Source organism: Pantoea sp. KPR_PJ, from assembly GCF_041386365.1.
GTDB lineage: Bacteria > Pseudomonadota > Gammaproteobacteria > Enterobacterales > Enterobacteriaceae > Pantoea.
In genome coordinates this window covers 19,071-40,099 of the sequence record NZ_JABMIK010000008.1, presented here as the reverse complement: position 1 = coordinate 40,099, position 21,029 = coordinate 19,071, and the positions used below count along the sequence as shown (strand labels likewise).

17 protein-coding genes and 1 pseudogene are annotated in these 21,029 nt (G+C 51.5%); 16 read left to right on the top strand and 2 right to left on the bottom strand.

Features of this window, described 5'->3' with window-relative positions:
- Positions 1-442 precede the first annotated feature (442 nt).
- The 9 genes from drt3a to HP564_RS15975 all read left to right on the top strand — a co-directional run bounded on the left by drt3a (position 443) and on the right by HP564_RS15975 (position 8,918).
- Entirely contained in the window at positions 443-1,726 is a 1,284-nt protein-coding gene (gene drt3a, locus HP564_RS16015; protein ID WP_285064353.1) for an antiviral reverse transcriptase Drt3a, read from the top strand.
- Positions 1,723-3,684, top strand: a complete 1,962-nt coding sequence (drt3b, locus tag HP564_RS16010; RefSeq protein ID WP_371244710.1) for an antiviral reverse transcriptase Drt3b — start codon at positions 1,723-1,725, stop codon at positions 3,682-3,684. Before drt3a ends, drt3b begins: the two co-directional genes overlap by 4 nt.
- Before the next feature lie 801 nt (positions 3,685-4,485).
- Positions 4,486-5,409, top strand: a complete 924-nt coding sequence (gene lpxP / locus HP564_RS16005) for a kdo(2)-lipid IV(A) palmitoleoyltransferase (RefSeq protein WP_371244708.1) — start codon at positions 4,486-4,488, stop codon at positions 5,407-5,409.
- Positions 5,410-5,433: 24 nt separating this feature from the next.
- Positions 5,434-5,907, top strand: a complete 474-nt coding sequence (locus tag HP564_RS16000) for a hypothetical protein (protein WP_371244706.1) — start codon at positions 5,434-5,436, stop codon at positions 5,905-5,907.
- Positions 5,908-5,925: 18 nt separating this feature from the next.
- Entirely contained in the window at positions 5,926-6,102 is a 177-nt protein-coding gene (locus HP564_RS15995; RefSeq protein WP_371244704.1) for a hypothetical protein, read from the top strand.
- An 18-nt stretch (positions 6,103-6,120) separates the two neighbouring features.
- Positions 6,121-6,516 carry a polyketide cyclase gene (locus tag HP564_RS15990; RefSeq protein WP_371244702.1) on the top strand — a complete coding sequence of 132 codons (396 nt, stop codon included), beginning with the start codon at positions 6,121-6,123 and terminating at the stop codon, positions 6,514-6,516.
- Positions 6,517-6,964: 448 nt separating this feature from the next.
- The gene (locus HP564_RS15985; RefSeq protein WP_371244700.1) at positions 6,965-7,216 is read left to right on the top strand and encodes a hypothetical protein; all 252 of its coding nucleotides are present in this window, start codon (positions 6,965-6,967) and stop codon (positions 7,214-7,216) included.
- A 71-nt stretch (positions 7,217-7,287) separates the two neighbouring features.
- A complete protein-coding gene (locus HP564_RS15980; protein WP_371244698.1) occupies positions 7,288-7,932 on the top strand; it encodes an oligosaccharide flippase family protein in 645 nt (214 codons plus the stop codon).
- A 368-nt stretch (positions 7,933-8,300) separates the two neighbouring features.
- Positions 8,301-8,918, top strand: coding sequence for a trimeric intracellular cation channel family protein (locus HP564_RS15975; protein ID WP_033754272.1), 618 nt, complete (start codon positions 8,301-8,303; stop codon positions 8,916-8,918).
- Here the strand turns inward: HP564_RS15975 and ligB are convergent.
- Positions 8,859-10,599, bottom strand: a pseudogene (gene ligB, locus HP564_RS15970) (NAD-dependent DNA ligase LigB); the annotation flags it as partial. The gene HP564_RS15975 and the pseudogene ligB sit on opposite strands and share 60 nt — an antisense overlap.
- A gap of 241 nt (positions 10,600-10,840) precedes the next feature.
- On the opposite strand from ligB, the gene gmk reads away from it, so the two are divergent.
- From gmk to HP564_RS15935, 7 genes are all read left to right on the top strand, one after another.
- Entirely contained in the window at positions 10,841-11,464 is a 624-nt protein-coding gene (gene gmk, locus HP564_RS15965; protein WP_371244696.1) for a guanylate kinase, read from the top strand.
- Positions 11,465-11,518: 54 nt separating this feature from the next.
- Entirely contained in the window at positions 11,519-11,794 is a 276-nt protein-coding gene (rpoZ, locus tag HP564_RS15960) for a DNA-directed RNA polymerase subunit omega (RefSeq protein WP_013511051.1), read from the top strand.
- Between the two features lie 20 nt (positions 11,795-11,814).
- The gene (gene spoT / locus HP564_RS15955; protein WP_371244693.1) at positions 11,815-13,923 is read left to right on the top strand and encodes a bifunctional GTP diphosphokinase/guanosine-3',5'-bis pyrophosphate 3'-pyrophosphohydrolase; all 2,109 of its coding nucleotides are present in this window, start codon (positions 11,815-11,817) and stop codon (positions 13,921-13,923) included.
- A 3-nt stretch (positions 13,924-13,926) separates the two neighbouring features.
- Positions 13,927-14,625, top strand: a complete 699-nt coding sequence (gene trmH / locus HP564_RS15950; RefSeq protein ID WP_371244691.1) for a tRNA (guanosine(18)-2'-O)-methyltransferase TrmH — start codon at positions 13,927-13,929, stop codon at positions 14,623-14,625.
- The gene (gene recG, locus HP564_RS15945) at positions 14,622-16,700 is read left to right on the top strand and encodes an ATP-dependent DNA helicase RecG (RefSeq protein ID WP_371244689.1); all 2,079 of its coding nucleotides are present in this window, start codon (positions 14,622-14,624) and stop codon (positions 16,698-16,700) included. Before trmH ends, recG begins: the two co-directional genes overlap by 4 nt.
- A 124-nt stretch (positions 16,701-16,824) precedes the next feature.
- Positions 16,825-18,198 carry an NCS2 family protein gene (locus HP564_RS15940; protein WP_371244687.1) on the top strand — a complete coding sequence of 458 codons (1,374 nt, stop codon included), beginning with the start codon at positions 16,825-16,827 and terminating at the stop codon, positions 18,196-18,198.
- A gap of 120 nt (positions 18,199-18,318) precedes the next feature.
- Positions 18,319-19,998, top strand: coding sequence for an AsmA family protein (locus tag HP564_RS15935; protein WP_371244981.1), 1,680 nt, complete (start codon positions 18,319-18,321; stop codon positions 19,996-19,998).
- Positions 19,999-20,029: 31 nt separating this feature from the next.
- Here the strand turns inward: HP564_RS15935 and fabY are convergent, their stop codons facing one another.
- A complete protein-coding gene (fabY, locus tag HP564_RS15930; protein ID WP_371244685.1) occupies positions 20,030-20,977 on the bottom strand; it encodes a fatty acid biosynthesis protein FabY in 948 nt (315 codons plus the stop codon).
- Positions 20,978-21,029: the final 52 nt, after the last annotated feature.

Genomic DNA, 21,029 nt, shown 5'->3' with positions numbered 1-21,029 from the left:
TGCATGAGTCTCCGGCCCCCCGGAACGGCAGGCAAGGCCAGCAGCGGCGCGGCTCAGAGCTAATCATGCAGGTGCATGAAAACCGCTGCATTAAGCGGGCAGGCGTGGCGGGGCTACGAGAGCGCGCAGATGGGCAGAATTGCAAAATTACTAAGCCCTACGTTTTCGACGCGAAGTTTGTTCACAACTATAAAGATTTTCTGTAGGGTGATGTATATAGGTAGGCTTGAAGCTATAAGAACGTGGTTTCCTTTAGTATTAATATAAATGTTTGAGTTGTTTTAGTTTTAGAATGAGCATACATCTGCATTCAAATCGGTTTTCGTAGTGTAACGGTCACCATTACGGACTTGTTGAGTTATAAAGCAATCAAACCTCGATATCGGTCAAAATGTGACTTAACAAGATAAATAGTTAATTCCAGAAATAAAAAGGAAAATATATGGAGCAACTTTCCTATACGCATAGCAACCTCTATGACTGCATCACATACACTGACCTAATGGAAGATAAGACTTTAATTGATTACTCCAACAGGATCGCCGCATCATTAAGCGCTCAATCAAAGGCAGCAGCAAAGCTTTTCCTAGACAATGGAATAAAAGAGATAAGCATAGCCGGAAAGAAAGGGGTTAAATATAGCAACATCGAAGATAAGCTTATATCAAAACTGCTGGTTAGAAACATAAAAAAAGGCTACAGAATCAGAAAGGTCAACAGGCACGAAATTATAAAGAACCTCATAACGCATTTGAAAGATGGAAGCCCTTACAATATAACTCGCCTTGATATAAGAAGCTTCTACGAAAGCATAGATTTTAATTTTCTTCTCGAGAAAATAACATCAGAAGGCAGAATATCAAGATATAACCTCAATCTTCTTTATAAATACAAAGAATCCTTGAGCAGCAAAAACATACAAGGATTACCAAGGGGAGTAAGCTTAAGCGCCACACTTGCTGAGCTTTGCTTACAGGATATAGATTCTTATTTCCTCAAAAGAAAAGACGTTTTCTTCTATTCACGATTCGTTGATGACATTTTAATTTTGCATCATGGCGATAAGATAACCAAGCAAATTATCATGGACTATTTTTTTGAAAAATTACCAAAAAATCTTAAATTGCATGATAAAGATAAATTAGCATTTCTCAATGTTTCGCGCGCCAGAGACTGCTCGGAAAAAATTCAATTACAATCAGAGCAGCCTTTTAAAATGGACTTTCTAGGCTACGAGTTCAAAATCTATAATGTATATGATAATAACGACTTTACATTTTCAAACAATAACAGAAAAGTGCAGGTTGACTTATCTAGCACGAAGATAGTCAAAATAAAGAAAAGAATAATAAAATCGTTCTTGTCCTATATTGGGAGCAATCAGTCTCAGACGGACTTTGATTTACTAAATGATCGGATAAAATTTATAACAGGGAACTACCCGATCAAAGATCCGAGTTCGGGTATTAAAATAAACTCTGGTATATTTTATAATTACCAGCACAAAAACTCGTCATTAAATTGCGCCCTTGAAAATTTAGATAATTTCTTACGAAGTATATTATTTTCTAAAAAAAACAAATTATATAAAAGATTATCAACATGCATTTCTATAAAACAAAAAAGAGAATTATGTAAGCTAAATTTTAAAAATGGATTCTACCTAGTGCGATTCCATACTTTTAATTATGCTCGACTGAAACAAATTAAGGAATGTTGGAAATGAAGAGAACTTCTAAACAAGTTAAAAGGAAAGATTTTCTGAGGGTGATTCTTACAGAAACTTCGCCTTATGAGGTTCCCGCAATTTTTTCAAACTTGGGATTTTACAATAACATTTCTTATCACAATAAAAACAAAGTTGAAAACAGCATACTTTCTTTTCTTTTTGAAAAAAATCTTAACGAAGATTATACTGTCCCGCTTACCTATAAGATAAAAAAAGACATTGATTCATCGCGAGTATTATCACTAATACATCCGCGTAGCCAGATTTGCATTGCAGAGTTTTATGAGAATTTTTCTAATTTAATCATATCTACATGCCAAAAAAGCGATTTCAGCCTAAGGTCACCATCGAAAATATCATCAAAATACTATATAAAAAATACAGAGATGAATGATCTTGAATATTCAAGAGGCGAGATTCAATCTGACACAGATGAAAAAAAATACAAACATTTAGCATCTTATTTTTCATATAATAGATACACTCGCCTTTATAAATTTTTTAACTCAGAAGAATTCCTTAATTTAGAAAAAAAGTTTGACGTATTTTGCAGCTTAGATGTCGCAAAGTGCTTTGACAGCATTTACACTCATAGCATAACTTGGGCAATAAAAAACAAAGAATTCTCCAAGCAAAACCGTCAGATAAAAAACTCGTTTGGAACAATATTTGACAGGCTAATGCAATCTATTAACTATAATGAAACAGCAGGTATAATAATTGGTCCCGAAGTAAGTAGAGTTTTTTCAGAGATCATTTTTCAGGATATTGACCGTGATATTGAAAACCAATTGAAAGAACTTGGCTACTCTAACGGTCGAGATTATACAATCAGAAGATATGTTGACGACATATTTGTTTTCACATTAAATGAAAAGATCCTCAACGACATCAGAGATATAGTAGAAGATACGCTTAAAAAATATAAGCTTACAATCAATAAACAAAAAATTAGCATTACTTTCCGACCTTTTTCAACAGCAAAATCTGGGACAATCAATCAATTAAATGAAATACTAAACTCACTAACAAGTAAATTTCTCGATCCTGAGAACCCTGAAAAGATAAAAAGAATTTATAGCAGAAGAAACACAGTGATTTCTTATCTGAACAAGATAAAATCTATGTTTGTTCTTGAAAGAGAAAACTATAATTTAGCGGCCGGCTATACTATTTCATGCTTAACAAATATTGCTATTACCATTGATAGAAAATGCAAGGCTAATGTTGAGTTTTTAAAATTAAATGAGCAAACCATAAGCGACTTTTTCTATGTGGCGACTGAAATAATATTTCATCTGTTTTTTATATCGCCAAGCCATAACTCCTCTATTAAAATATGCATATTCGTTGACATAATTTGCAAAAATGCAACTAAAATGATTTCTGACGATGCAAGCATGCTGAAGGGGTTAATTTTTAACTTGATACATAGTTATTTTGAAAGATGTATAGAAATTGAAAAAGGTAATAGAATAAAAAAAATAGCATTTGAAAACCTTAACCTACTGATAGCTCTTAAATTGCTGGGGGAAGATTATAGGCTTACGCGGGATTTTCTAAGCTCAATATACAACATGGACACACGAACAAACTTCAGTTATTTTGAGATAATAACATTCTTTTATTATGCAGATAATGACACTCATTACAACAGCTTAAAGGATAAAATGTTTAAGCATGTAAAGTCAATTCTTGAGAATGTTACCGACATTAAAATAGATTCATTAAAATTCTATCTTATGTTGGATATAATAAACTGCCCATTTATTGAACTAAAAAAGAGGAAAGGATTAGCTTCAGAAGTCGTTAAGCTGCACTTGGGCCGTAAACCGTCAAGCAAAGAAATTGATACGTATTGGAAAGAACTAGCTCGCGAATACTGGTTTGTACAATGGGATAACTTCGATTTACGTATGTTTTTAGAGAAAAAGGAATTGCTAAGCGTCTACTGATAGGATACTTTTTCGATGCCACGATGAATGGCTTCACGGTCTCATGACCGGCGGCGGTGATCCCATATACTGCTTCAACTAAGGGTGAAAGACCATCTTTGCCCTTAGTTGGCGGAAGTTCGCACACACTACACCATTCATCGTGGTTTTTTTGTACCATAATGTGTACCAAGTATTTTCTAACATAGATAAATCCCTTTATAAACAAAGCATTAAATTTATTTTAATATTTAGATTCAGAATATCGAGTAACGCTCAACTGCCCTGTTCGCTGCCAGCCTGAAAACCCCCGGCCCCGTGTAGCGGGGCTTTTCTTCTCTGCCCGCTGACACTGAATACCTGAGCATTGCAGACGGCTGACAGCGAGCACGATGCAACGCCCCACATGTAATGCGTGCCCTTTTCTGTCTGGATTTGCGTTAGCGCCTGACATAGCCTGGCTGCGTATATCGCACGTGAAACGCCCTGCCCAGCGTTCAGCAGGGCGTAAAGTCTGCGTAAAGAAACATAATATTTCATTTCCAGACCCTTCTTAAATCAGATTTGAGCTTTGTCAAAAATGTGCTACCCACTTTTTTAACCCGCTGTTAAGCAGGAAGATTTGCCCGTCAGCGCTGTTTTTCCGCCAGATAATCACGCCCTCAATGAAACATTTCTCTCTACAGGATTCTGCGGATTCACTTTTTTTCGTGGCACTTTTTGTTAAGGTGCCGGTCCGACTGACTACAAGCTGTAGCGCCTGGGGAACTTACGGAAGTGCTTCTTTATGCGATACATACATTCATCACATAAAGGTGTGCTATGAAAAAAACCGGAGTTTTTTGCAGTTCGTTGCTGCATCCACGTTATTGGTTAACCTGGCTTGGGCTGGGTATCCTCTGGCTGTTAGTTCAGCTTCCCTATCCCATCCTGATGCGTCTGGGCGCTAATGCCGGTACGCTCTCTCGTCACTTCCTTAAGCGTCGGGAAAACATTACGCGACGCAATATCGAACTCTGCTTCCCGCACATCAGTGAAACCGACATGGAACGCATGATTGCGGGCAACTTCGCTTCGCTGGGTATGGCGCTGGTGGAAACCGGCATCGCATGGTTCTGGTCCGATCGGGCCGTAAGGAAGTTGTTCGACGTTTCGGGTATGCACCATTTGCAGTCTGCCATGGAGCAAAAACGGGGTGTGATGGTGATCGGCGTGCACTTTATGTCGCTGGAACTGGGTGGACGCATTAGCGGTTTGTGCCAGCCGATGATGGCGATGTACCGTCCGCACAATAACCGGGCAATGGAGTGGGCGCAGACAAAGGGTCGCATGCGCTCTAATAAAGCGATGATCGATCGACGTGATTTGCGCGGTATGGTTCATGCGCTGAAGAAAGGCGAATCCGTCTGGTTTGCGCCAGACCAGGATTATGGTCCGAAAGGCAGCGTGTTTGCGCCGCTGTTCGCCGTCGAAAAAGCCGCAACCACCAACGGAACCTTTGTCCTGTCACGCCTTGCGAAGCCAGCAATGCTAACCATTTCATTGATTCGCAACCCGAACAATTACGGCTACCAGCTTATTATCGATCCGGAACTGGAAAACTATCCGCATACCGATGAGGCCGCTGCCGCTGCCTATATGAATAAGGTGATTGAAAGTCAGATCCTGCGTGCACCTGAGCAGTATTTGTGGCTGCACCGTCGTTTCAAAACCCGCCCACCGGGTGAGGCTTCACTTTACGTCTAATCTGTTCCGCATCATGACCGCTTCATGATGCGTTTTCTTACGCAGGGATGGCTGGCATACGGCAGCAGCGTATTGCGTGGCGGGGCTTCATCGGTTTGTGCCGGGCCTCGCAGGGATACGAAACACCGCTGGCCGCCGCCTTCTTTGCCAGACCATCGCCTGACCCCACACCCTGAGATTGATGTCGCCAGACCAGCAAAAAACCTGCAGGCCGCGCAGGCGTTACCCATCGTCCCCCCTGTTAAAACTCACAAGAGTCTCTTTATTGCCCGTCGTCAGCGTGCCTCAGGTGCAAGCGGCATAATGGTTTCTAAACCGAGTGAAGAAGAGATGTTTATACGTAGTGATGCACGCGACGTGCTGCTGGCTTACCCGAATGTCCGGGCAGAGAGTATCGCCGCCTTACTCAGTCTGGCAGCACGGTATCAGGCAACGCTCACGTGGATGGTTGATGCACCGCATGGCATTGCTGCTATCGCCGCGGCTCGGCGTCAGTAGCCCGACGCCGATATCACCGTGACGATAAAGGTGGATATTGGCCTGCACCGCATCGGTATTGAGCCGCAGCGTGGTGAGGTCATAGCGCTGACGCTGGCTATCCGCAAAGCCGGGCTGCTGAAATCGCGGCTGCGCCACACTTCTCGCCGCGTAACATGTTCCCTGATGACTCAGCATGCTTTAATGCCGTTTTAACCACGTTCAGGAGGTAGCATGTTGTCTTCACAGGTTGTCAGTCAGACCATTGCTCGTAACTGGTTAGATTTATATGAAACGATCTGGAGACCTGATTATTTTGCCAAATGGGCCTCTGGACTCAGCAGCAGTAAGCTGGAACAGGAAGGGAACTACTGGCGCGCGCAGGGACCGCAAGGGCCGGTCAGGCTTCGTTTTACACCACACAATCCCTTTGGCGTAATGGATCACTGGACAGACAGCGGCTTTGGTAAAGAGATTTATATGCCGATGCGCGTGGTCGCGAATGAACAGGGCGCAGAAATTGTGATGGTTGTTTATCGTCAGCCACTCTTGTCCGATCAAAAATTTTTCCAGGAAATTGAATGGGTCAGAAGCGATCTTGCCCGCCTTAACAGTCTGCTGACGCAGTAAAACAGGGGGAAAAGGTATCTGACTTTAGTTTGGGTTGGGCCTTACCCCTCAAAAAAGTGAAAAAAGTTCGCAAAAAAAATATTAGTCACTTCACCTCTCTCTTACGTGATCTCAGACTTTCATAACAGTTTCATTAAAGGCTGATGTGTGGGAAAAATCCTGGACTGCTACGCTCACTTTTTGCCTGCAATGCCTGCAACACGTGCTTTCGCACGACATGGGTATTTTATGTTCGACCAGTCAGGGCTTTTAACTGCACAACGTTTAATAAAGCTTTTCGGCCGATCTTAAAAAAATCTCATGCAAAGAATGAATCCATTTATTTTTGCAGATGCCTTATCGGATTTTTCTGATGGTGTTAAATTAAATAAAACGAGGTATAAATTATTCACACACAGCAATACCTAAAATAACAACACCAGGTAAATAATAAAATGGACGCTCAACCATGACTTTGCTTTCTGAAGAGGAACTCGTTGAGATTGCAGGAAGGATGCTTGCTGGAGAATATAAGACAATAAAGGGATTTGCCCAGGATCTGGCCGACTTTCTTTTAAGCACAGAGAGGAAGGCCTTATCCCGGGATAATAATAAAACCGGGGAAATTATTTTTACATCTGAAATCCATCGTATTGAGTCAATAATAACAGGTGAAGTCTGGCGTAAAACATCAGGACTTCGGGCCGGCAGATGGCATTAACCCGCTGGGTGAGATAGCCAGTTATTTCACTCGTATCCGTTTATGCGGTACATATACCTAACGAGCATATCATGGCGATACGTGAACGCAGTTTTATCAGCGCTAAATGGTCAGTTCTCTCTTCAATAAAAATTATTGGCATCGGGGTCTTGCAGCTCACTTTGCTGGCGCAAATTCTGCAGGCCGATGAGCTGAACTTACTGGCTATAGCTATTATCGGCTTGCTGGTGATTGATACGCTGGCCGATCGGGGTTATTCCAATGCCCTTCTTCGCAACGGTAATTTATCGGTGCGTGACCAGTCGATGCTCTACTGGGGAAATATGTTGCTGAGCCTGATTATTTTTGCCGTACTTTTTGCAGGCAGCGATATCATCGGAAGACTTCTGCAGCAGCCAGAACTGGCTGTAATGCTGGAAATGGTCTCTGTAATTTTTATTATTATTCCTCAGGGGCAGCACTATCGTGCTATTTTGCAGCGCGACAGACAGTATACCCGCATTGCATTTACAGAAACTTTATCGGTACTTTTCGGCCTGGCCATAACGTTATTTACCGTCTGGCTGACCCCATCCGTGCTGTGCGCCATTTGGGGTTATCTGGCAATGGCGTCTGTACGTATGCTGATCTACTGCTATTATGGCCGCTCAAGCTTTCAGCCCGAATATCGCTTTAACCTGAAAGATTACAGCCGTATTCGCGCAAGAACTCAATAATAACAACAAGTCTGTATGGTGGGCTCTGGGCATCTGAAAAGATGCATTTGCGTGCTGGCAACAGCACGCTTTTTCTTTTAACCGGATTTATATTTTTTAACAGGCAGCAGATATTAAAACCCCACGCCGGGCACTCAGCGTCTGTTGTTAACACACCTCGACCAACGCTCTCATTAGCAGGCTCACCCTGCTGTAATGCCTTTTTCTTATCCTGCTCACACAGCGTTAGCCGCATCTTTCCCGCTGAACCGGTATTTTCCTGCACCCGACATAAGTTAAACTGATGCGAAGCGCGTCACCTGAAAAATTCTCACTCGCTGATATTTCACAAACCTCGTAGCCTTGCCGCCCACCCTCTGGAGCCTGCTATGTTATTAACTGTCCTCTATATTATTGGTATCACGGCTGAAGCGATGACAGGGGCGCTGGCCGCCGGACGACGCAAAATGGATCTGTTTGGCGTGATCATCATTGCCTCCGTGACGGCAATTGGCGGTGGTTCGGTGCGCGACATTCTGCTGGGTCACTATCCGCTTGGCTGGGTAAAGCATCCTGAATACATCATGATCGTGGCCGCTGCGGCGGTTCTCACTACCTGGCTGGCACCGCTGATGACCCATCTGCGTAAAGTTTTTCTGGTGCTGGACGCGCTGGGTCTGGTGGTCTTCTCTATCATCGGCGCGCAGGTTGCGCTGGACAGTGGTCATGCCATGATTATCGCCGCTATCGCTGCCGTCATTACGGGCGTTTTTGGCGGCGTGTTGCGCGATATGTTCTGCAACCGCATCCCGCTGGTCTTCCAGAAAGAGTTATATGCAGGCATCGCGTTCGCGTCAGGCTGGATCTATATTCTGCTGCTCAAAACGTCGCTGGCCCACGAGGCTGTTGTCATTATCACCCTGCTGTTCGGCTTTCTGGCGCGCCTGCTGGCATTGCGCTTTCGGCTTGGCCTGCCCGTCTTCAACTACCCTCATCCTGAACACTGATGTTTTGCGGGATGCCCTGCTGTTGCAAAAAGGTAATCAGCCTCTGTATCCGGGCATCCAGCAACATCGCATGTACACGCTGCGCCAGCACCGCGCCTACGCCAGGCAGGCTCTGCCAGCGCTTTGCATCGCGCTGCTGCACCTCATCCCATGTCTGGTCTGATAAGCTCTGCAGCGCGCTACGCGGCAGAGGTATACCGAGTGCGCTTATCCAGCGTCGAAGCGGTTGCTGTCGCGTCAGGTTGAACCGGTGCCACAGCTGGTGCGCTCGCGTGGAGCTAATGCCGGATGCCTGCGCAATCTGCTCCGGCGTCAGCGTCAGCCAGCCAAAGAGATGATTCAGGCTTCCCCCGTGCAGCAGTCGTAGCCAGGTGCTGCGCTGTACTCCACCGATGTCCAGTACCGATTTCTGGCTCAGCCAGCTGAGACGTGCGAGCAGTTGTGGCTGACAGGATGGTGTGAAACTCAGGCAGCTGAGCGGCGTAAAACTGGCAGGATCGGGGGGCTGCGGATAGTCACGCTCTCCTGTACGCCACAGCACTCTTTCCAGACGCGGAATCCCTTGTCCTGCCAGCCTAATGGCAACCTGATCGCCCGCGATGACATCCCAGGATCGCCAGTGCCGCAGCGACCCTATGCTCACTCGCCGGACCGTCTTGTCATCAAGCTGTACCGGCTGGATATTGAGCACAACGGCGATATGACCGGTTCGCCCGATGTTGAACGTTACCGAGCGCACTTCACTGGTGACCTCAGGCGGTTGAAATTTCCAGGCGACAGCCCAGTCGCCCTCACCGGGCTGCCAGTTTTTCCCGGCCGGGCGCTGTCCCTGATGAATCACAACGCCGTCCGTGACAAAAGGCAATGCCGCATTGAACCAGCGCTCTCGCCAGACAGCCACAGCCTCTTCATCGCTGACGGGCTGGCTCCACTGTTGCGCCAGCCCGAATCCCCAGGCAGAAAGTTGTTGCAACCGATCCTTCATCGCTGAGGGTCCATCTGGCCAGCCCCAGATAAACAGGCCGAGATGGGCTAACAGTGGAACAGGTTTCTGGCTCATCAGTGCGCCTGCCACCTGCGGCCGCGCATTTTTACCTCCATCACGCGACTGCCGATGATCGGTCATCTTCAGGAAGAGTTCGCCTTGCAAGATTATGCGTGGCGCGTTGCTGTCAATCTTCAACGGAATGGCAGGGATCCAGGCCGCTTTCGTCAGCCAGGATTCACCGTGCAGACCGTCGCCCCGGCTAATTAGCGAGGTCAGCCGCCCCGCTTCGTAAACCAGTGTTACCGCCACCCCATCTATTTTTGGCTGCACCCATAAATCCTGCCGATTCTGCATCCAGTACGCCAGCGCCAGCTTGTCGCGCAGCTTTTTCACGCCGGTATGGGCAACAGGATGCGCCACCTTCCCCGAGGCGGGCAGGTGAGGCGCATAGGGCGGCTGTACAGAGAAACAGTGCTGCCAGATCTGCAGACGCTGTAACAGGCTATCGTAATCCGCATCGCTAATCAGGCTCTTACCTTCGCGATAATAGGCGCTATCCCAGTGCTGGAGCTGCTGCTGGAGGCGCGCCATTTCACTGCTGGCGCGAGCGGGTGTCCATACCGGGCAAAGCGCCTTCGCGGCCCCCGTCGCCAGCAGTAACAGGGCCAGCAGCAGGCGTAATCCTTTTTTCATAGTGAGCCTCCTCAGGTTTTGCCTAGTGAAGCAACCTGACCAGGGCGCGGCGACAAAGGAAAGTGAAGCAAGGAAGAGGCAACGCAGAAAAAGTCTCTCTTTGCACCTCAGCACACAGGATGTTGTGCACCGTGCCGCAAAAGATTTAGCACGCTCTGGTGCGCAAACGCTGCGTCCGCGCGCTAAGCCGTGTATACTGTGCAGGAAATCGACTCCGCTCTTTACTCAATTCAAGAAGACCATGGCTCAAGGCACGCTTTTTATTGTTTCCGCCCCCAGCGGCGCGGGTAAATCCAGCCTGATTCAGGCGTTACTGAAGACACAACCGCTGTACGATACGCAGGTGTCTGTTTCTCACACCACTCGCGGCATGCGTCCCGGCGAAGCCCATGGTGAACACTATTACTTCGTGTCGAAGGATGAGTTTGAAGCGATGATCGCGGAAGACGCCTTCCTTGAGCATGCCAAAGTTTTCGACAACTATTACGGCACGTCACGCAAAGCGATTGAGCAGGTGCTCTCTACCGGCGTCGATGTGTTTCTGGATATCGACTGGCAGGGCGCACAGCAGATCCGTGCCAGAATGCCCGCCGCGCGCAGTATTTTCGTACTGCCGCCTTCGCAGGACGAGCTCGATCGCCGCCTGCGCGGTCGTGGTCAGGACAGCGAAGAGGTGATTGCCCGCCGTATGGCGCAAGCGGTCTCCGAAATGAGCCATTACGCCGAATACGACTATTTAATCATTAACGATGATTTCGATCTGGCGCTGTCCGATCTGAAAACCATTATCCGCGCTGAGCGCCTGCGCATGGGGCGTCAGAAGGCGCGTCATGATGCTTTAATCAGCAAACTATTGGCAGTCTGAAGTCAGTTTCAGTATTATGCCCAGTCATTTCTTCATCTGTGGAGTAGCACACCTATGGCACGCGTAACCGTTCAGGACGCAGTAGAAAAAATTGGTAACCGTTTTGACCTGGTGTTGGTCGCTGCACGTCGTGCACGTCAGATGCAGGTAGGCGGTAAAGATCCGCTGGTTCCGGAAGAGAACGATAAAGCCACCGTTATCGCTCTGCGCGAAATCGAAGAAGGCCTGATCACTAACCAGATTCTGGACGTGCGTGATCGTCAGGAGCAGCAAGAGCAGGAAGCCGCTGAATTACAAGCTGTTACCGCTATTGCTGAAGGTCGTCGTTAACAGCAACCTACAGGCCAACCTTGTATCTGTTTGAAAGCCTCAATCAGCTGATTGAAAAATACCTGCCGGAGGAGCAAATCAAGCGCCTCCAGCAAGCGTATCTTGTCGCACGTGATGCTCACGAGGGACAGACACGCTCCAGCGGCGAGCCCTACATCACCCATCCTGTTGCTGTCGCCTGTATTCTGGCGGAGATGAAGCTCGATCATGAAACACTCATGGCCGCGCTGCTGCATGACGTGATTGAAGACACGCCTGCCACCTATCAGGATATGGAGCAGCTGTTCGGCAAGAGCGTTGCTGAGCTGGTGGAAGGGGTTTCCAAGCTGGATAAGCTCACCTTCCGCGACAAGAAAGAGGCGCAGGCAGAGAACTTCCGCAAGATGATTATGGCGATGGTGCAAGACATCCGCGTCATTCTCATCAAGCTGGCCGACCGCACGCACAATATGCGCACGCTGGGTGCACTGCGCCCGGACAAGCGTCGCCGCATCGCGCTGGAAACCCTGGAGATCTACAGTCCACTGGCGCATCGCCTGGGTATCCATCACCTGAAAACCGAACTGGAAGAGCTGGGTTTTGAGGCGCTTTACCCGAATCGCTATCGCGTGATTAAAGAGGTAGTGAAAGCGGCGCGCGGCAACCGTAAAGAGATGATTCAGAAGATCCTGTCAGAAATCGACGGGCGTCTTCAAGAAGCGGGGATTCCGTGTCGCGTCAGCGGCCGTGAAAAACATCTCTACTCCATCTACCGCAAAATGACGCTAAAAGAGCAGCGCTTTCACTCCATCATGGATATTTACGCTTTCCGCGTGATCGTGAAAGATGTGGATACCTGCTATCGCGTGCTGGGTCAGATGCACAGCCTGTACAAACCGCGTCCAGGCCGCATGAAAGATTATATTGCTATTCCCAAGGCCAACGGCTATCAGTCGCTGCATACCTCCATGATCGGGCCGCATGGCGTACCGGTTGAGGTGCAGATCCGTACCGAAGATATGGACCAGATGGCTGAAATGGGTGTCGCCGCGCACTGGGCTTACAAACAGGCGGGCGAAAGCGGGACGACCGCGCAGATTCGCGCCCAGCGCTGGCTGCAAAGCCTGCTGGAGCTGCAACAAAGCGCGGGCAGTTCGTTTGAATTCATCGAAAGCGTGAAATCCGATCTCTTCCCTGACGAGATCTATGTGTTCACGCCAGAAGGCCGCATTGTAGAACTGCCCGCTGGCGCTACGCCAGTGGACTTTGCCTATGCGGTACACACCGATATCGGCCACGCCTGCGTTGGTGCACGCGTCGATCGTCAGCCCTACCCGCTGTCGCAGCCGCTGACCAGCGGACAGACGGTGGAAATCATCACCGCACCGGGTGCGCGTCCTAACGCCGCCTGGCTTAATTTTGTCGTCAGCTCTAAAGCTCGCGCCAAAATTCGTCAGCTGCTGAAAAACCTCAAGCGTGAAGACTCCGTCAATCTTGGCCGTCGCCTGCTGAGCCATGCGCTTGGCGGCAGCCGCAAGCTGGCAGAGATTACGCCGGAGAATATCAGGCAGGAGCTGGACCGCATGAAGCTTACGTCGCTGGACGATTTGCTGGCGGAAATTGGCCTGGGCAATGCCATGAGCGTGGTCGTGGCGAAGAACCTGTTGCAGTCCAGCAACGCCACGCCACCGAGCACCAGCAAGCGCGGCAAACTGCCGATCAAAGGCGCGGATGGCGTTCTGATTACCTTCGCGAAATGCTGCCGCCCTATCCCCGGCGATCCGATTGTGGCGCACATCAGTCCTGGCAAAGGGCTGGTTGTCCATCATGAATCGTGTCGTAACATTCGCGGTTACCAGAAAGAGCCGGAAAAATTCATGCCGGTGGAGTGGGATAAGGTGACTGAACAGGAATTCGTCGCGGAGATTAAGGTAGATATGTTTAACCATCAGGGCGCGCTGGCGAACCTGACGGCCGCGATCAATACCGCAGGATCCAATATCCAGAGCCTGAGCACTGAAGAGCGTGACGGTCGCGTTTACAGCGCCTTTATTCGCCTGACTGCGCGCGATCGCGTCCATCTGGCTAATATTATGCGTAAAATCCGCGTCATGCCGGACGTGATAAAAGTCCATCGTAATCGTAACTAATCTATGAACGCCCAACGCTTTGCTCGTATCCAGGAGATGCTGGCGCTTCGCCAGCACGATCTCACCGTCTGCATGGAGCAGGTGCACAAGCCACACAACGTGTCGGCGGTCATTCGCACCGCAGACGCGGTGGGCATTCATGAAGTGCACGCCGTATGGCCCAGCGAGCGCATGCGTACCATGGTCTCGGCTTCTGCAGGCAGCAACAGCTGGGTAAAGGTCAAAACCCATCGCAACATCGCTGAGGCAGTGACCCATCTGAAAGATCGCGGTATGCAGGTACTGGCCACGAATCTGTCGGCGAAAGCCGTCGACTTTCGTGAAATCGACTATACCCGTCCTACCTGCATCCTTATGGGGCAGGAAAAGACCGGTATTACCGCTGAAGCCCTGGCACTGGCCGATCGCGACATTATTATTCCGATGGTGGGCATGGTGCAGTCGCTCAACGTCTCTGTTGCCTCTGCGCTAATTCTGTATGAAGCACAGCGCCAGCGGCAGAATGCCGGACTCTACCAGCGCCAGCACAGCCTGCTGGATGAAGAAGAGCAGCAGCGCCTGCTGTTTGAAGGCGGCTATCCGGTGCTGGCACGCGTGGCAAAACAGAAAGGCTTACCTTACCCCTGCATCAACAGCCAGGGCGAAGTGGAAGCGGACGCCGACTGGTGGACCACGATGCAGGCCTCGGGGAAAAAGAAATGAAAGGCCGCCTGCTGGATGCCATTCCGCTCAGTACCCTGACCGGCGTCGGTGCCAGCCAGGCGGCAAAACTCGCCAGGCTTGGCCTGCATACCATTCAGGATCTGCTGCTTCACCTCCCTCTGCGTTACGAAGACCGCACTCAGCTTTACGCTATTAACGATCTGCTGCCCGGCATCTGGGCGACGGTAGAGGGCGAAGTGTTGCAGTCTGACGTCACCTTTGGCCGACGCCGTATGCTGGTGTGTCAAATCAGCGACGGCAGTGGTGTGCTGACCATGCGCTTCTTCAACTTTAATGCCGGAATGAAAAACAGTCTCGCACCGGGCCGCCGCGTCACGGCCTATGGCGAGATCAAACGCGGCCAGCGTGGTGCAGAGATCATTCACCCCGAGTACCGCATCCAGGGCGAGCAGAGCCCGGTCACGCTGGAAGAGACCTTAACGCCGGTCTATCCCACCACCGAAGGTATCCGCCAGGCGACGCTGCGCAGCCTGACCGACCAGGCGCTAACGCTGCTGGAGAGCGTGCCCATTGCTGAACTGCTGCCGCAGGAGCTGGCGCAGGGCCTGATTAGCCTGCCAGAAGCGCTGCACACGCTGCATCGTCCACCACCGGATTTGCGTCTCAGCGAGCTGGAGAGCGGGCGTCACCCGGCACAGCGCCGTCTGATTCTGGAAGAACTGCTGGCTCATAATCTCAGCATGCTGGCAGTGCGTGCCGGTGCGCAGCGCTACTATGCTCTGCCGATGAAGCCCCTTCATACCCTGAGCGACAGGCTGCTGGCGGCGCTGCCCTTTTCGCCAACCCACGCGCAGAAACGTGTCGTGCAGGAAATCGAACATGACCTGGCCAACGATTTTCCGATGATGCGCCTGGTGCAGGGTGATGTTGGCTCCGGTAAAACGCTGGTGGCTGCGCTGGCTGCGCTCGATGTTATCGCACACGGCAAGCAGGTGGCGCTGATGGCACCGACTGAACTGCTGGCAGAGCAGCATGCAAACAACTTCCGCAGCTGGTTCGCGCCGCTCGGCATTGAAGTTGGCTGGCTGGCTGGCAAGCAGAAAGGCAAAGCGCGTCAGGCGCAGCAGGAGGCGATCGCCAGCGGCCAGGTGGCGATGGTGGTCGGCACCCACGCGCTGTTCCAGGAGCAGGTGCAGTTCAACGGCCTGGCGCTGGTGATTATTGATGAGCAGCATCGTTTCGGCGTGCATCAGCGGCTGGCGCTGTGGGAGAAAGGCGAAGAGCAGGGCTTTCATCCGCATCAGCTGATTATGACGGCCACGCCGATCCCACGGACCCTGGCGATGACCGCCTATGCCGATCTTGATACCTCCACCATTGATGAGCTGCCGCCTGGCCGCACACCGGTCACGACCGTTGCCATTCCCGATAGCCGTCGCGACGATATCATTGCGCGCGTTCAGCTCGCCTGCCAGGAAGGTCGTCAGGCTTACTGGGTCTGTACGCTAATCGAAGAGTCCGATCTGCTGGAGGCGCAGGCCGCGGAAGCGAGCTGGGAGGCGCTAAAAGCCGCGCTGCCTACGCTTAACATCGGTCTGGTGCATGGCCGCATGAAACCTGCGGAAAAACAGGCGGTGATGGCGGCATTCAAAGCCAACGAACTGCAGCTTCTGGTAGCAACCACGGTGATTGAGGTGGGTGTCGATGTGCCAAACGCCAGCCTGATGATCATTGAAAACCCTGAACGCCTGGGTCTGGCGCAGCTTCATCAGTTGCGCGGGCGCGTGGGGCGAGGAGCAGTGGCTTCCCACTGCGTACTGCTCTATAAGGCACCGCTGAGTAAAACCGCACAGCGTCGTCTGCAGGTGTTGCGCGACAGCAATGACGGCTTTGTTATTGCCCAGCACGATCTGGAGATCCGTGGGCCTGGCGAGCTGCTGGGTACCCGCCAGACCGGCAACGCCGAATTCAAGGTTGCCGATCTGCTGCGCGATCAGGCGATGGTGCCTGAAGTGCAGCGCGTAGCGCGACACATTCACCAGCACTATCCTGAACAGGCGAAAGCCCTGATTGAACGCTGGCTACCGGAAACGGCGCGCTACACCAACGTATAATCTTTTCCTCCCGCTTTTGTCACCAGGCGTCCCGTGAGCGCAAAGAAGATAATGACTGGCAAACGATTGCTTTCAGCTATGAGCGGTTTAAAATCCCCATCTTCACAGATTGGGAAGCCACATTATGTCCGTTGATCAACCAGATGCCTCACTGAATCCACGTCAGAGCGAACTGATTTACCGCCTTGAAGATCGTCCGCCGCTGCCGCAAACGCTGTTTGCAGCGGGCCAGCATTTGCTGGCTATGTTTGTGGCGGTGATCACGCCTGCTCTGCTGATCTGTCAGGCGCTGGGTTTGCCTGCCCAGGATACGCAGCACATCATCAGTATGTCGCTGTTCGCCTCGGGGGTCGCCTCCATACTGCAAATAAAAACCTGGGGTCCGGTAGGCTCGGGCCTGCTGTCGATTCAGGGCACCAGCTTTAACTTTGTGACTCCGCTGATTATGGGCGGTATGGCACTGAAAAACGGTGGCGCTGACGTGCCGACTATGATGGCTGCGCTGTTCGGTACCCTGATGGTGGCGTCCTGCACCGAGATGGTTTTATCGCGCGTGCTGCACCTGGCGCGCCGCATCATTACGCCCCTGGTATCCGGCGTTGTCGTTATGATCATTGGCCTGTCGCTGATTCAGGTCGGACTGACCTCGATTGGCGGCGGTTTCGCTGCAATGAACGACCACAGCTTTGGCGCACCGAAAAACCTGCTGCTGGCGGGTGTGGTGCTGGCGGTGATCATCGTGCTTAACCGCCAGCGCAATCCTTACCTGCGCGTCGCGTCGCTGGTGATCGCGATGGCTATTGGCTACCTTGCCGCCTGGCTCATGGAGATGCTGCCACAGACCGCTGCGCCGGTCAGCCAGCCGCTGATTGCGGTGCCGACGCCGCTTTATTACGGACTGGGGTTTGACTGGAATCTGCTGATCCCGCTGATGCTGGTATTTATGGTGACGTCGCTGGAAACCATTGGCGACATTACCGCAACGTCCGACGTCTCAGAGCAGCCGGTCAGTGGCCCGCTCTATATGAAGCGCCTGAAAGGCGGTGTGCTGGCCAACGGGCTGAACTCCTGCGTTTCCGCGCTATTCAATACCTTTCCTAACTCCTGTTTTGGCCAGAATAACGGGGTGATTCAGCTGACCGGTGTGGCCAGTCGCTATGTCGGCTTTGTTGTCGCGCTAATGCTGATCGTGCTGGGCCTTTTCCCGGCGGTAAGCGGTTTTGTTCAGCATATTCCTGAGCCGGTTCTGGGCGGCGCAACCATCGTTATGTTTGGTACCATCGCAGCTTCTGGCGTGCGCATCGTGTCACGTGAACCGCTTAACCGCCGCGCTATTATGATTATCGCGCTGTCGCTGGCGGTCGGACTGGGCGTCTCTCAGCAGCCGCTTATCCTGCAGTTTGCACCAGACTGGCTGAAAACCCTTCTCTCCTCCGGTATCGCCGCAGGCGGCATCACCGCTATTGTACTGAACCTGATCTTTCCACAGGAAAAGTAATTGCTCTGGCGGGCGACAGCCCGCCTCTGCTATTTATTCGTATTTACATCCAGGCTGTTGAGCTACAACGGTAATTCAGGCATAACAAGCACTGACCGGAAAGATGGCGGAATGGATACGATGAAATTTCCTGGAAAATTTTTACTGACGATACTGTTGCTGCTGGTGCTCGGCCTGGTGATTATTTACGTCCTGTTGCAGACGCAATGGGGCGCAAGCTGGGTTAGCCGCACCGTGAGTGATAAAACCGCATGGCATCTGTCGCTGAGCAAAATCGAACATAATTTTTCTTCGCCTTCCCATATCATTCTGGATGATTTTAGCTTTGGCCATGATGGCCAGCCTGCGGTGGTCGTCGCCAGACGAGTTGATCTTGGACTCGCTCTGGTGCAGTTCAGCGATCCGCTGCATTTTGCCAGCATTGAGCTTCGTGATGGCGTAGCAAACGTTGCCAATCTCAGCAGCGACGACGCACTCCCTGTTCAGGCTGGCCGGCTCCAGCTTAATAATATGCGTATCGACAGTCCCAAAACCCTGTTGCCACTGGAAGCCCGCCAGGTAAATGGCGGTATCATGCCATGGAAACCCAGCGTAGAAACGGTGCTCGGCAGTGACGCCCAGTTCCAGATGAGCGCCGCGCACATGACGGTCAATCATGTCCCGGGCACAAACGTGCTGATTCAGGGCAGCGTAACGCAGGGCCGTATGCTCTTCAGCAATGTCGGTGCCGACCTGGCACGAGGTTCAATGACCGGGAGCGCCGAGCGCGATGCGCAGGGCAACTGGCTCATTCGTCAGCTGCGCCTCAACGATATTCGCCTGCAAACCAGCCAAAGCCTGGCCGACTTTTTACGTCCCGTTCAGGCGCTTCCCTCTGTCACCGTTAATCGTCTGGATATGACCGACGCGCGGTTGCAGGGCCCGGACTGGGCGGTGACCGATCTCGATCTGACGCTGAAAAACCTCACCTGGCAAGGCAGCGACTGGCGCAGCGACGACGGTTCTCTGTCGCTGAATGCCAGCAATTTTATCAATGGCCGCTTTGAACTTAACGATCCCATTGTCAATGCCGATCTGTCACCGCAGGGTATTGCCCTTACCCAGTTCAGCTCGCGCTGGGCCAATGGCGTAATCCGCGCTGACGGCAACTGGAGCCGCAGCGACAAACGCCTGACGCTGAACAACCTGGCCGTTGCCGGGCTGGAGTATACGCTCCCGGAGAGCTGGCGTGACCACTGGCAGACCGCCCTGCCAGCATGGCTCGACAGCCTGGAAGTGCGCCGTTTTACCTCCAGTCGCAACCTGATTATTGATATCAATCCGGCCTTCCCGTTTCAGATGACCTCACTGGACGGCAGCGGCGAAAATCTGCTGCTGGCGCGTCAGCATCAGTGGGGCATCTGGTCAGGTAAGCTGAGCCTTAACGCTGCGGAAGCGACGTTTAACCGTGCCGATCTGCGCCATCCGTCGCTGTCCCTTACCGCCGACGAGCGGCAGATTCAGATAACGGAGCTAAGCGCCTTTAGCGGTAGTGGATTGCTGGAGGGATCAGCCAGCGTCGGCCAGCAGCCGGATCGTCCGGTTGCACTGTCGCTAAAAGGTCAGGCCGTGGCCGCCAGCGTGCTGCAAAACTGGGGCTGGCCTGCGCTGCCAGCGAGCGGTCCCAGCAATTTCCAGCTGCAGCTCAATGCATCATTAAACGCCAATGCACCGCTGAAACCTTCGGTCAATGGCTCACTCTCGCTGCGCACAGATGAACAGCAACTCCAGCAGCAGATGCAGGGCGGTGAGGTTAAATAAGAAACAGGGCCGCTGATGCGGCCCTTTCTGTTTAGTTAATCTGTGCGCCAGACCCCCCCTCTTCCAGCGGTTCATCAGGATCGGCGGGCAGAACGATATAGACGCCTTCAAATACCGCGCCCAGTTCCTCATTGCCAAACAACTCAACCTCAAGCCGCACGCGCGCTTTGCGTCCGCGTGCCAGCCGATCGAGATCGCCGCTCATGGAGCCAATATCCGCAATGGCACCTGGTCGTCCGGTAATGGGTTTACTGTAGCGAATATGCGCATCGGCAAGAATGATGGTGCCGCCCAGATGGCGCTCACGCAACAGCAGCCAGATAAGTCCCCAGCCGGTCAGCGTGGCCAGCGAGAAAAGGCTGCCGGCAAACAGCGTATGATGCGGGTTCTGATTGCCGGTCTCCGGCATGGTGGTAATAAATTTTTGCCCGGTGAACTGTAAAATACGCACGCCCATCTTTTCGCTGAGCGGAATATTGTCGTACCAGGCCTGCTGAAGCTGGCCGCACCAGTCGGCGCGGTGCAGGATGTCATCCAGCGTGACCACTGGCTTAATCATCAGGAAATGGCGTACCGGCGTAGTTTGTGGCGCGGTAATTTCGCCCTGGTTGACGTAACCCAGCTTGGCAAAGAACTCGACCGCATCCTCACGCGCGGCACAGGTTACACGCTTTACTCCCTCCTGACGCGCCACCGATTCAAGCGTCATCGCCACCAGCGTGCCCAGCCCTTTGCCCTGCACCGAGGGATGCACGGCGAGAAAGCGAATCGAGGCTTCATTATCCGCATTGATGTAGAGGCGGCCAGCGGCTACCGGCTGGCCCTGCTCATCCACCACCATCTGATGGTGCGCCAGCGCATCCCAGCCGTCCCGTTCCGAGCCCTGCGGCTGACGCAGTGGCTTACGTAACATTTCCCAGCGGAACTGGTAGTACATATCCAGCTCTTCCGCCGATTGCGGTACCCGAAGATGATACATAAAGTGGTTCTCTCGTTCAGAGCTTGCGTGGCCGATCCCTTGCCGCTCGGCT